General features: G+C 71.1%; 1 protein-coding gene. It reads left to right on the top strand.

Annotation, left to right across the window (positions count from 1 at the left end):
• Positions 1-76 precede the first annotated feature (76 nt).
• Positions 77-14686 carry a hypothetical protein gene (locus ACFXOZ_RS15285; protein WP_380590620.1) on the top strand — a complete coding sequence of 4870 codons (14610 nt, stop codon included), beginning with the start codon at positions 77-79 and terminating at the stop codon, positions 14684-14686.
• Positions 14687-14696: the final 10 nt, after the last annotated feature.

Consider the following 14696-nt stretch of genomic DNA (forward strand, 5'->3'; position numbering starts at 1 on the left):
CCGGCCCCCGGGCACCACCGCCCGAACGCCCCCGTACCGCCCGAACCATCAGCCCCGCCTCCGGAGGCCCTGCGCCATGCCCCACTCCTCGGTCCACGTCTCCCCGGGTCTGGCGCAGTTCTTCCACATCATCAGCGGCATGCCCTGGCCGGAGTCCGACGAGGGGAAGCTGCGCGACGTCCGGGACGACTACCAGGCACTTGCCGAGGATCTGCCCAAGCTGAGCGGGCACATCCTCGACGCGGTGCAGAACTGCGACAAGCGGTTGGAGGGCGAGGCCGCCCAGGCGTTCCGCAAGGAGTGGGGCCGCTTCGTCAACACGGACGAGGCCAACGACCCGCTCCGCAAGGCCGGCGAACTCTGCACCCAGCTGGCCGAGTTGGCGGGCAAGGTCGCCAACACCGTCGAGTACACCAAGTGGATGGCGATCGGCCAGCTCATCCAGCTGCTCTTCGAGATCGCCCTGGCCATCGCCTGGTCCGTGTTCACCGGCGGCGGCTCGATGGTGGCGCTGGAGTTCAAGAAGATCCTGACCCGGCAGTTCCTGCTCTGGCTCGTCAAGAAGCTCCTCACGCTGATCGCCATGCACACCTTCGGCGGCATCGTCGGCGGCCTGATGCTGGACGCGATCATCCAGGGCATCCAGTTCCAGCACGGTGACCGCCACGAGTGGGACAAGGACCTCACCAAGCAGGCGGCGATCTTCGGCGCGATCAGCGGCGCGATCGGCGGACCGCTCAGCCTGCTGGGCATGGGACTGGGCAAGCTGCTCGGCCCGCGGCTGAGCAAGCTGTTCGTGGAGAGCGCCCTCAAGGACGTCATCAAGGGCCTGACCGGGGGCGTCGGCAAGGACCTGGCCGGCGGTGTGGCGGGCGGCGCGCTCAAGGGGATCGGCAAGGAGCTGGGGGAGGGCGCTGCGGCGGGCGCGCTCAAGGGGATCGGCAAGGACCTCGGAGAGGGCGTGGCCGGCGGCGCGCTCAAGGGCGCGGGCAAGGAGGCCGGCGAGGGCTTCGGCCGTCTGCTCGGCAACGAGGCGGCCGAGCGGTTCGCCAACGGCATCACCACCCTCCTCAAGGAGAACTCCCAGTACCTCGCCAAGGGCTTCAAGGGCGGGCGCAAGGTGGGCGCCGCGATGGGCCAGAAGTTCGTGCGCCAGCTCGGCGAGCTCTTCGAGAAGGAGCTCGGCCAGGAGATCGGCGAACAACTCGCCCGCGACATGGGCGAGCAGATCGGCAAGCAGTTCGTCCAGCACTCGCTCAAGACGGTGGCCAAGGAGAGCAGCCAGGAGGCGCTCAAGGAGGCCTTGGAGAACCTCGCCAAGGACAGCGGCAAGGTCGCCCTCACGCCCGAACTCAAGCTGCTGGTCGAGAAGATGCCCGAACTCGCCGGCGGCATCAACAAGATGGACAAGATGTTCCACCTCGGGGCAGTCCTGGGCAGCCAGTTCGAGTCGGGCATCAACCAGTACCTCACCGAGGGCATCTACAACACGATCTACAACGGCGAGTGGTCGGCCAGCGGGATGAGCTTCGTCGGCGGCTTCATGATGGCCGGCATGCGGCACATGATCATGGGCCTCGCCTCGCCGCTGACCCTGCGCTACGCGGACTTCGTCCGAGGCCTGGAGAGCTCGCGGATCACCGACGAGAACGGCGGGTTCTACGGCCCGACCCACCCGATGACCTTCCTGTCGGTGATCAGCAACATGGGCGGCCACGCGGCGCCCTTCCCGGTGCCCCGCCCCGGCCACATCGACCAGATCGGCGGTACGCGGCTGTCGGGCGGTGACGGCGCCTCGATCAAGTCCGACGGCGTCTCGATCAGGACCGAGGGCACCGGCTCGCTGTCCGGCTCCACCCTGCTGGACTCCGGCAGCCACCACCCGGAGGAGAACGGCGACGGCGTCCTCGCCGACCCCGCGGGCAAGAGCAGCTTCCACTCCTCGGTCGACGGCGGCTGGGACCCCAAGGCCCCGGTCCGGCCGGTCGAGACCCAGTCCCGCGGCGACGAGCGCAACGCCGCGTCCGGGCCGCCCAAGCCTCCGGCCGCGTCGGGAGGCCAGGGCGAGCGGGACACCGTCGTCCCGCCGCCCGTGCCGAGGAAGACGGACGGCGGGGCGGAGAACACCACCACCACCGGGGGCGGCCAGCGGAACGCGGACGGCGGAGCCAAGGCAGGCAACGGCGGCGAGCGCGGCAGCACCGCGACGGCCTACGCCGACGCCAACGGCCAGAGCGGCGCCGTCAAGCCCCAGGCACAGCCCAAGCCGGACCCGTCGCGCCGCACCACCGTCGTCGACGAGCACGGCGAGGCGCCCCTGCACGAGTCCACGACCACGCGCACCGGCGGCACCGTGAACGGCACCCAGCCGCAGCCGCAGGAGGGCGGCTCCCACCGCAGCCCGGCCGCCTCGCCGCCACCACCGCCGATCCGCACCAGCGCCGGCGGCCCCGGCGACGGCGCGGTGCCGGCCACCCCCAACCGCCCCGACCCGAACCACACCGATCCGAACCGCCCCGACCCCAACCACAGCGACCCCAACCGCCCCGACCCGAAGACTCCCCAGGGCCCGGGCCCCGACCCGCAGGTCCCGCCGCCGCCCGCCACCCCGCCGCGCGACCCGAAGCCCAACGGCCCGGGCCCCGACCCGCACACCCCTGACACCCCGCCGTCCTCCTCCGCCACCTCCGCCGGCCACCTCTACCACCAGGTCGACGCCCCCGAGCACGCCAAGGCGCCCGCCGGCGACGAACGGCGCACCGCCTGGCGGGACAAGCAGCAGTCCCTCGCCGACGACCACGACGCCCGGCTCGCCGAGGCCGAGCGGCAGGAGGCGGACCGCCGTGCGATCGAGGACCGGCTGACGGAGGGCGCCGCCCTCCTGCCCCGGGAGCTGCGCGCCCTGGTGACGCCCGACTCGCCGGTGTGGCGCCGGGCCGCGGAGACGATGCGGGAGGACCTCGAAGCGCGCCCGCACGAGCGGGAGGAGATCCTCGCCGGTGCCACGGACCGCCTGGAGCTGACCGGCGCCCGCGAACTCGCGCTCACCTTCGCCGTCGGCCGCTTCGAGCGGCTGCTGGCCGACCGCGGCCTGGGCCCGGAGCACTCCGGCGACCACACCCTCACCGGGATCCGCCGCGACGCCTCGGAGAAGTTCCGGGCCGAGGCCGAGCAGGACATCGCCCAGCTGTTCACCGCCCGCACCGACCTCACCCCCGAGCGCAACGCCCTGGCCGCCCGGGCCCTGGAGCGCCGCCTGCGCGAGGCCGGCCGGGAGCTGGACGTCCGCCAGGCGCGGGCCCAAGCGCTTGAGCAGGTCGACCGGGTGGTCGACGACGCCCACGACCGATGGTCGGCGGACGAGCTCTCCGACCGCGACCGCGCCCTGCTGGAGGCCGCCGGCCTGACCGGGGACGTCCGGCTGACACCCGAGGTCCGCGACCAGCTGGCCGAGGCCCTGCGGGAGCGGCTGGCGGACCTGCACGGAGGCGACGAGGGCCCCTCCCCGCGGATCGAGGAGGAGGGCGGCGAGGACCTCGCCCCCGTCGACCCGACCCGCCTGGGCCGCACCCGGCTCGAAGCCGACTTCCAGGAGGCCCTGGAACGCCACCGGGCCGGGCTGTCCCACGACTTCACCGTCCAGGCGGTGCGCGAGGCCGGGCTCAAGCGCTCCGCCGACGCGGTGGACGACGCCGCCGCGGCGTGGAAGGACACCGCCGCCGACCAGTTCGGCCCCGAGGCGCTGCGCGAACTCGGCCTGGCCGACGGCCCGTCCGCGCGCGCGGTGGCCGCCGCCCGCGCGGATCTGGCCCGCCGCGCCGACCGCCTGGTCGCCGAGCACACCGCCGCCGACCGCGACCCCGCCCACCTCAAGGCGGAACTGGACAAGCTCACCTCCCGGGCCGAGGCCAACCGCCTGCTGGCCCTGCACGGTGCCCGGGAGGAGGCGCTGCGCGCCGCCGAGGACAGCGCCCGGACCCATGTCCCGCGCGACCTGGGCGGCCCGGAGGGCGCTCCCGAGCACGCCCCCGAGCACGCCACCGAGCACGACGGCGACGCCGCCGCCTCCGTCGAGATGGCCCTGGGCCCGGTGCGCGGCACCCGCACCGACCGCACCGAACCGTCCGCTACCGACGCCGCCCGCCGGGTCCGCGAGGGCTACACCGAGCGCGTCCGCGCCGCCTTCGAGGAGACCTTCCGCGCCCTGCTGCGCGATCCGGGCGCCGACCACCGCGCCGAGCTGCCCGAACAGGTGGCCCGCTGGCGCGCCGAGCGCGACCGGCTGACCGAGGGCCTGGCGGAGCACGTCGCCTTCGAACGCGCCGTGCTGCCGGCCCGCGAGCGCGCCGCGGCCGGCTACGACCGGCTCGCCGAGGACCGCCGGGTGCCGGAGGCGGAGATCCGCAAGCTCAAGGGCGAGTACGGCGACGACTTCTTCGACGCCTACCGGGAGCACTGGGCGCCCGAGGACCTCGACGGCGAGCGCTGGCGCGGCCACGAGGCCACCCACGAGAACGTCTTCGGCCGCCGCCCCGAGCCCACGCCGGAGCCCTCGCGCGAGCCTGCGAACGAGTCTTCGCACGAGCCCGCGAACGAGTCCTCGCGCGAGCCGGAGCCGACCCCCGTACCCGAGGAGAAGCCCACCCAGGACACCCCGTCGGGCCCGCTCACCCGCCCCACCGACACCGCCTCCGACACCCCCGACACCGCCCCCAGGACGCCGGCCGCCGCACCGCCCGCCCAGCCGCCCGCCGTGCCGCCCACGGCCGTACCGCCCGCGGACCCGCGCCCGCTGCTGCCCGCCTCCGCCTGGGCCGACATCCGCACCCTCGCACCGTCCGCCCGCATGGACACCGTCCGCTTCGACGCCCGCGTGCGCGGCCAGGACAACCCGGGCGCCATCGCCGGCCCCAAGGTGCGCGAGCAGTACGAGAACCGGGTACGGCGCCCCGGCGGCCTGCCCCGCTCCCAGCGCAGCCTCGGCGACCTGCACGGCGCCGACACCGCGATCACCTACGACGTGCGGCGCTTCGAGGCCCAACCGGACCACTGGGTCACCGAGTTCACCCTGAACCTCCACCTCAAGGGACCGGACGGCAAACCCCTCCCCGAGGCCGCCGCCACCCGCGTGCTCGACCGCGCCCGCGCCGTCGTCGCCGACCGCTTCAACGAACGCCACCGCCTGCCCGGCGGCGACCAGGTCCACCTGCGCCTGGAGAGCGCCCCGAAGGCCGCCGGCGCGCACCAGAGCATCACCGTCCTGCCCGGCACCGGCCGCAGCGACCAGCTCCACTGGTACGACGGCAGCGCCCCCGGCGTGCTGCTGCACGAAGTGCTGCACTTCCTCGGCCTGCCCGACGAGTACGTCGAACCGGCCGCCAGGCCCGGCGACGCCTTCGCACTGCGCCGCCGCGACCGCTGGGCCGGCGAGAACGGCGTCATGGGCACCGCCGCCCACCGCGACGACTTCACCGTCCTGCCCCGCCACCTCCAGCGCATCGAGGAGGTCCTCCACTCGGGCCCCGTCCTGCGCGACCTGACCCACGGCCAGTACCTCACCCACCAGGAGAGCGAGGTGAGGTCCCCGGCGGCCGTCCATGACGAGCCGACCGTCGGAGAGCACCTCTCACACGGGGAACCGCCTGCCGCGCCGTTGCCTCCCGTCGACCCGACGGCGGTTGACGTGGCTCGCCGGCATCTCGGCGCCGCGTCGCAGAACCCGGTCCTGTTCGAGTACATGGGGTGGCTCAGGAACCGCGGTTTCACGAGCAAGCGTGACGAGGAAGGCATGATCAAGGACCGGGAGGGGCCGGACTACGAGTCGCTGCTGCTCGATGTGCAGAGGTTCCTCGACCATGCGCAGACGCTGCGTCCGGCGGGGGAGGGGCCGGGTCAGCCCCTGAGCGTGTACCGGGCGGTGAAGATGGATCCGCAGTCGCGTGAGCGGGAGTCCTTCACCGAGTTGTTGCCGGCGTCGACGTCGTTCAGTCGGGAGTTCGTGCAGGAGTGGATGTCGAACGGTGGTGGTGCGGACAACTACGCGTTGTTCGAGATCAAGGTGCCGTTGGAGCACCCGATGCTGGCGTTGTCGTTCCCGCCCGGTCACGTCCGGGCGGAAGGTGACCCGGCGCCGGTGAACGAGAACCAGTCGGAGGTGACGCTCGGTCCGTCCCGGCTGTCGGTGACCGGCCGTGACGACTCGGGCGGCTACCACGTCATCAAGGTCGACGCCTCACCGATGACGGTCGACGACATCCGAGGCGAGGTCGCCAACTGGTCCAGCGGCATGACGATGACGGAGGCCTTCCAGCGCTTCACCGACTTCTACACGTCGGAGTCGCTGCTCGCCGCCTACCCCAAGGACCTCGGGTCTCAGCACCGCATCACCGAGACGTGGTCGTCGGACGGCCTCACGAAGACCGTCAAGATCGAGTACCCGCACGAGAGCCTGCAAGGCCAGTACGTCCAGGTGGAGGTCCGGCACGAGGGCGAGTCCGTGTCGGTCACCCTGCGCACCACCGAGGACGCGGTCGAGGGCGACGAAGCCCCTGTGCGTATTCGGGCGGCCTACAGCGGCAAGACCATCGGGCAGGTATTCGGCAGCCTTCGCACTCGGAAGCTGCAGGAGAACTCCAGCTTCGAGTCGATCGAGCTCCCCTTCGACTGGTACGCCCCCGAGTTGACGGAGGGTAACGACCTCCATGAGATGGTCTCGGCGCCGTTGCCTGCGGTCGATCCGTTCGTGGTGGACCTGGCGCGTCAGCACCTCGATGCCGCGAAGCAGGACCAGGCCCTGTTCGAGTTCATGGGGCGGATCAAGGCGGGTGCGTTCACGAGTCGGCGTGACGACGAAGGCATGCTCAGGGTGCGGGAGGGGGAGCGCTACGAGTCGCTGTTGGTCGACGTGCAGCGGTTCCTGGACCACGCGCAGGCGTTGAACCAGGCCGGGACGCACCCGGCTGGGCAGTCCCTGAGCCTGTTCCGGGCGGTGAAGTTGGACGCCCGGTCGCGTGAGCGGGAGTCCTTCACGGAGCTGTTGCCGGCGTCGACGTCGTTCAGCCGGGAGTTCGTGCAGGAGTGGATGTCCAATGGTGGTGGTGCGGACAACTACGCGCTGTTCGACATCAAGGTGCCGTTGGAGCACCCGATGCTGGCGCTGTCGTTCCCGCCCGGCCATGCCAGGACGGAACACGACCCGCAGCCGGTGAACGAGGCGCAGTCGGAGGTGACGCTGGGCCCCAGTCGCCTGACGGTGACCGGCCGTGACGACTCGGGCGGCTACCACGTCATCAAGGTCGACGCCGAGCCCATGACGGTGGACGACATCCGCAGCGAGGTCGCCAACTGGTCCAGCGGCACGTCGATGGCGGACGCGTTCCGGGGCTTCGCCGACTTCTACAGCCCGGCTTCGCTGCGGGCCGCCTATCCCCACGACTTCAACCCGCAGCACCGCATCACGGAGACGTCGTCGCCGGACGGCCTCACCAGGACCGTCAGGATCGAGCACTCCCACCCGGATCTCAACGGGCAGTTCACCGAAGTGACGATCCGCCATGAAGGCGAATCCGTCTCGATCCTGTGGCGCTCCAGCGACGACACCGAGCCGCGCGAACCGATGCGCTACACCGCCGAGAACATCGGCGAGGTGAGCGGGAGCCTTCGCTCGCAGACGCTGACCGAGAACCCCAGCTTCGAGTCCCTCGACCTCCCTTGGGAGTGGTACAGCCCCGACTACGACTGGCACGACCCGGAGGCGGCGTCCGCGGAGGACGCCGACCACCACCTGACGGACCTCGACGGCGACGACCTCCACCAGCCTGCCGCCGCTCCGCCGTTGCCCGCCGCCGATCCGTTCGTGGTGGACCTGGCGCGCCAGCACCTCGATGCCGCGAAGCAGGATCAGGCCCTGTTCGAGTTCATGGGGCGGATCAAGGCGGGTGCGTTCACGAGTCGGCGTGACGACGAGGGCATGCTCAAGGTGCGGGAGGGGGAGCGTTACGAGTCGCTGTTGGTCGATGTGCAGCGGTTCCTGGACCACGCGCGGGCGTTGCGTCCGGCGGAGGAGGGGTCGGGTCGGTCCCTGAGCCTTTTCCGGGCGGTGAAGTTGGACGCCCAGTCGCGTGAGCGGGAGTCCTTCACGGAGCTGTTGCCGGCGTCGACGTCGTTCAGCCGGGAGTTCGTGCAGGAGTGGATGTCCAATGGTGGTGGTGCGGACAACTACGCGCTGTTCGACATCAAGGTGCCGTTGGAGCACCCGATGCTGGCGCTGTCGTTCCCGCCCGGACACGTCCGGGCGGAAGGTGACCCGGATCCCGTGAACGAGAACCAGTCGGAGGTGACGCTGGGCCCCAGCCGCCTGACGGTGACCGGCCGTGACGACTCGGGCGGCTACCACGTCATCAAGGTCGACGCCTCACCGATGACGGTGGACGACATCCGCAGCGAGGTCGCCAACTGGTCCAGCGGCACGTCGATGGCGGACGCGTTCCGGGGCTTCGCCGACTTCTACAGTCCGGAGTCACTGCGCGCCGCCTACTCCTTCGACTTCAATCCCCAGCACAGCATCACCGAGTCGTGGTCGCAGGACCGCCGCACGAAGACCGTCCGGATCGAGCACTCCCACCCGGACCTGAACGGGCAGTTCGCCGAGGCGACGATCCGGCACGAGGACGACGGGTCCGTATCGATCCGCTGGGGCACCAGCGACGACACCGAGCCGCGCGAGCCGATGGTCTTCAATGCCGACAACATCGGCAACGTCAGCGGCGGCCTTCGTTCGCAGACGCTGACCGAGAACCCCAGCTTCGAGTCCCTCGACCTCCCCGTCGACTGGTACAGCCCGGACTACGACTGGCACGAGCCGGAGGCGGCGCCCGCGGAGGACGCCGATCACCACCTGACGGACATCGACGGCAACGACTTCCACCAGCCCGCAGCTTCGCCGTTGCCCGCCGCCGATCCCCTCGCGGTGGACCTGGCCCGCCAGCACCTCGAGGCTGCGAACCAGAACCAGGCCCTGTTCGAGTTCATGGGGCGGATCAAGGCCGGTGCGTTCACGAGCCGGCGTGACGACGAAGGCATGCTCAGGGTCCGGGAGGGGGAGCGCTACGACTCCCTGCTGCACGACGTGCAGACGTTCCTCGACCACGCGCAGGCGCTGCGCCCGGCGGGTGAGCAGTCAGGGCAGTCAGGGCAGTCCCTGAGCCTGTTCCGGGCGGTGCGGATGGATCCGCAGTCCCGGGAGCGGGAGTCCTTCACCGAGCTGCTGCCCGCTTCGACGTCGTTCAGCCGGGAGTTCGTGCAGGAGTGGATGTCCAATGGTGGTGGTGCGGACAACTACGCGCTGTTCGACATCAAGGTGCCGTTGGAGCACCCGATGCTGGCCCTGTCGTTCCCGCCCGGCCATGCCAGGACGGAACACGACCCGCAGCCGGTGAACGAGGCGCAGTCGGAGGTGACGCTGGGCCCCAGTCGCCTGACGGTGACCGGCCGTGACGACTCGGGCGGCTACCACGTCATCAAGGTCGACGCCGAGCCCATGACGGTGGACGACATCCGCAGCGAGGTCGCCAACTGGTCCAGCGGCACGTCGATGGCGGACGCGTTCCGGGGCTTCGCCGACTTCTACAGCCCGGCTTCGCTGCGGGCCGCCTATCCCCACGACTTCAACCCGCAGCACCGCATCACGGAGACGTCGTCGCCGGACGGCCTCACCAGGACCGTCAGGATCGAGCACTCCCACCCGGATCTCAACGGGCAGTTCACCGAAGTGACGATCCGCCATGAAGGCGAATCCGTCTCGATCCTGTGGCGCTCCAGCGACGACACCGAGCCGCGCGAACCGATGCGCTACACCGCCGAGAACATCGGCGAGGTGAGCGGGAGCCTTCGCTCGCAGACGCTGACCGAGAACCCCAGCTTCGAGTCCCTCGACCTCCCTTGGGAGTGGTACAGCCCCGACTACGACTGGCACGACCCGGAGGCGGCGTCCGCGGAGGACGCCGACCACCACCTGACGGACCTCGACGGCGACGACCTCCACCAGCCTGCCGCCGCTCCGCCGTTGCCCGCCGCCGATCCGTTCGTGGTGGACCTGGCGCGCCAGCACCTCGATGCCGCGAAGCAGGATCAGGCCCTGTTCGAGTTCATGGGGCGGATCAAGGCGGGTGCGTTCACGAGTCGGCGTGACGACGAGGGCATGCTCAAGGTGCGGGAGGGGGAGCGTTACGAGTCGCTGTTGGTCGATGTGCAGCGGTTCCTGGACCACGCGCGGGCGTTGCGTCCGGCGGAGGAGGGGTCGGGTCGGTCCCTGAGCCTTTTCCGGGCGGTGAAGTTGGACGCCCAGTCGCGTGAGCGGGAGTCCTTCACGGAGCTGTTGCCGGCGTCGACGTCGTTCAGCCGGGAGTTCGTGCAGGAGTGGATGTCGAACGGCGGTGGTGCGGACAACTACGCGCTGTTCGACATCAAGGTGCCGTTGGAGCACCCGATGCTGGCGCTGTCGTTCCCGCCCGGACACGTCCGGGCGGAAGGTGACCCGGATCCCGTGAACGAGAACCAGTCGGAGGTGACGCTCGGTCCGTCCCGGCTGTCGGTGACCGGCCGTGACGACTCGGGCGGCTACCACGTCATCAAGGTCGACGCCTCGCCGATGACGGTGGACGACATTCGCAGCGAGGTCGCCAACTGGTCCAGCGGCATGACGATCCCGGACGCGTTCCGGCGCTTCACCGACTTCTACACCCCGGAGTCACTGCGCGCCGCCTACCCGCGCGACCTCACGGACTTCCACCGCATCACCGAGGAGACCTCGCCGGACGGCCGCACGAAGACCATCAGGATCGAGCACACCCACGAGCAACTGGCCGAACAGTTCGCCGAAGTGGCGATCCATCACGGCGGCGACGGATCCGTGTCGATCCGATGGAGCACCAGCGAGGACACCGAGCCGCGCGAGCCGATGGTCTTCAACGCCGACAACATCGGCGACGTCAGCGGCGGCCTGCGCTCGCAGAAGCTGACCGAGAACCCCAGCTTCGAGATGCTGGACCTGCCCTGGGACTGGTTCGACTACACCGCGCCCATGCCGGAGGACATCGGGCAGCCGCTGTCGGCCTTCGGCGGTGGCGCCAAGGGCTGGCGGATCGGCGAGGCCGACATGCCGCAGGCGGAGCGCGACGCGCTGGCGCACTTCCCGGAGCAGCCCGGGGTGTTCGTCGTCCCCGTCCACACCGACGAGGCCACCGGGCGGCCGGTCTGGCCCAACGGGCCGGACGGCACGCTGTCGGCGTACCAGACGGCGGGTGTCCTGGCCCGCCTCCGCCGGGCGGGGATCTGGAACGGCACCGACACCGTGCAGTTCGTGGCCTGCAACCTGGGCCGCGGGCCGGGGCGCGAGTTCGTCGACGAGGTGATGCTCCGGCTCAAGGAGCTGGACCTGGGCCCGCGGGCGCTGGCCGCGACCGGCCCGGTGTACTTCGCCCCGCGGCGCGAAGGCGGCCCGGGGCACCTGGTGGTCGCCTCCGACATCGGCTTCACCGAGAGCGGCCACCCGGTCATGGTGGGCGGTGACCACTGGTTGGAGTTCCAGGCGGTCCGGGACGGCGACTCCGGTCAGATCCACGTCCAGGTGGAGGAGCGCGGGGCCCACCGGGCGCCGGACGGCTCCTTCCACGACCACCCCGAGGGCTACGGCCTGGTGGAGTCGATAGCACCGGAGCACCGCAACCCCCAGGCGGTGAAGTACGCGGAGCCGACCCCCGAGCAGGCGGCAGCCGCAGTGGCGCTGTCAGTGGACCACCTGACCGCAGCCCCACCCGACAGTCCGCTGCGCACATTCATGGGACAGATCAAGAACGGGGTCTTCACCAATCTGCGCAACCCGGAGGGCAGGCTCTTCCAGCGGGAGGGCACGGTGACCTTCGACAAGATGATGGGCAATCTGCGGACGTTCTACAACCACGCGGAGCGCCTGCGCCCCCCGGAGGGACATCCGGGCGCCGAGGGAACCGTGCTCCTGTACCGCGCGGTGCGGATGGAGCCGCAGACCCGGCAGCAGGAGAGCTTCACCGACGTCCTGCCCTCCTCCACCACCTACGACCGGGCGTTCGCCCAGGGCTGGATGTCGAACCCCGACCGCTACGCGCTGTTCGAGATCCAGGTGCCGCTGTCCCACCCCATGCTGGCGCTGTCCTTCCCGCCGGGGCACGCCGCGGCGCACGGCCACTTGGACGAGGTGAACACGACCCAGTACGAGGTGACGCTCGGCCCGAGCCGACTGACGGTGACCGGCCGGGAGGAGGACGGCCCGTTCCACGTCATCCGGGCGGAGGCTGAGCCCATGACGCTCCACGACGTCCAGGAGACGATCGCGGGCTGGGTGAACGAGACCCCCGTCAGGGAGGTGTTCGACCTGTTCGCCGTTTTCTACAGCGAGGAGGCGCTGCGCGCGGCCTTCCCCGAGAACCTGCGGGCCGACTTCCGTGTCACCGAGCACCTGTCCGCGGACGGGCGGGAGAAGACGGTCGAGATCACCTCGACCCACCCGAAGCTGACCGGCCAGAACGCGACGGTGCACCTGCGCCTGGAGGAGGGAGAGAACGGGAACGAGACCCTCCTGTTGCGGACCCACAACACCGAGGACGCCGGCTGGGGCGATCCCCCGTTGGAGTTCCAGTACACGAGAGAAACCCTGCACGAGGTGGTCAACGACCTGCGGGCAGGCACGCTGGCCAAGATAGCCCCCTTCGACACGATCAACCTCCCGAGCGGCTTCCTGTGGACCGACCCGGTGCCGAAGGCGGGCGAAGTCGGCGCGCCGCTCAGCGCGTTCGGCGGCCCCGGCAACGGCTGGTGGCTCGGCCACCCCGAGCCGTCGGCGGCGGAGCGGTACGCCCTGGCGCGCTTCCCCGCGCAGGACGGCGTGTTCACCCTGGCCGTGCACACCGACCCCGACACCGGCCTGCCGCTGCCGCTCGGCACCGACCCCGAAACCGGCGAGCCGGTGGAGCTGACCGAGGACCGGCTCGTCGGGATCCTGGCCGGACTGCACCAGGGCGGTGTCTGGAACGGCACCGACCGGCTGCAACTCGTCTCCTGCAACCTCGGGCGGGCGCCCGGGCTCGAGTACACCACCGAGGTGATGCGCCAGCTCGGCCTGGCTGACCTGGGCAGCAGCGCACTGGTCGCCACGGGCCCGGTGTACTTCACCCCGCGCGTGGACGGCACGGACGGTCCCGGGCACCTGGTGGTCGCCTCCGCCGTCGGCTTCACGGCCGACGGCCACCCGGCCGTCGTCGCCGGCGGGCACTTCCTGGAGGTCGAGCGGCCCACGGCCGAGGGCCAGGCGCCCGTGATCGTCGACCGCGGCGCCCACCTGCCCGCCCCCGTCTACCCGGACCGCGACCGCGACCGCCCCGAGGGCTACGACAGCGCCGCCCCGGGCACCCTCCACCCCGACCGCGAACCGGAGGGCGCCCTGGCTTTCGCGAACAAGAAGAAGACCACCAAGACCGCTCCGCCCGAGACCACCGAGTCCGCTTCCCCTGAGACCACCAACTCCGCCGAGCGGATCGCGGACGTGCTGTCGGGCGGGCAGCGGTCGGCCGAGGCGCAGGAGGTGGCGAAGCAGCCGGAGGGAACGGTGGCGAAGGGCAAGGAGAGGGCCGATGAACCGAAGCCGGTTCCGGCGGCGGAACCGGACCCTGACTCCGTGGCCGCGGCGACGGTGGTCCTGAAGGACTCACTCCTCCAGCAGCTCTTCACCGGCACCGACAAGAGCCTGACCTACGCCGTCATCTCCCTGGCGCTGAAGGGCGACAAGAGCTGGGAGACGGCCGCGGCCGTCACCAACGGCCATGACGAATCCATCAACGACAGCCGCTCGCTCCAGGCCGCCGACCGGTGGGCGAAGGAGAACGGCTTGCCGACACAGCGCTACGACGCCGAGGTGAAGGGCCTGGCGAAGGCGTTCCAGCAGATGAAGGAGTGGGGCTTCGAGCAGGTCCCCCATCCCTCTGGAAAGCCGCCGGAGAAGGCGGTCTCCCGACAGCCGGGCGCCGGACTGCCCGCCCAGCCCGAGGGTGTCCTCACCGTGCTCTCCTCCCGAGGCACGTGCGCCAGCTGCAAGTCCGTCGTCAAGGACTTCCAGGAGGCGTTCCCGGGGGTCGGCGCCTACGTGGGGTACACGATCGCCGCCGGGCAGAAGTCGACGCTGTCGAACCAGCCCCGCACCTACCACAGGGGCGGCAAGGACGTGGAGGGCGTCATCGAGTACGGGTGGAATGACGTGGCCAGGCTCAACTCCACCAGCGCGTACGTGCCCAAGGGGAAGGACATCGCCTTCAGGTACTTCCCCGCGAAGAACGACGAGGCCGCCTGGGCCCGGCGGCTCGAGGAGCGGGCGGCCGAGCAGGAGGCGGCGGCGCGACGGGCGGCCGAGGAGGCGGTGCGGGCGGCCGAGGCCAATGCCACGAGCGTGGTCGACCAAGGGATCAAGCCGGCGCCGGCCAGGCAGGTCACGGAGTTCGCCAAGACCTACAAGGGGAAGCCCGAGGACTTCGTCAAGGAACTGGACAAGGTCATGAAGAAGGGCATCATGGCGTGGAAGCCCAGCGCCGAGGTACAGGCCGCCCTCCTGCTCTGGTACCAGAAGGACCCCAGGCCCGACCTCAAGGGCAGTACCGCCTGACCGGCGGAAC

The organism is Kitasatospora sp. NPDC059160 (assembly GCF_042755465.1).
Lineage (GTDB): Bacteria > Actinomycetota > Actinomycetes > Streptomycetales > Streptomycetaceae > Kitasatospora.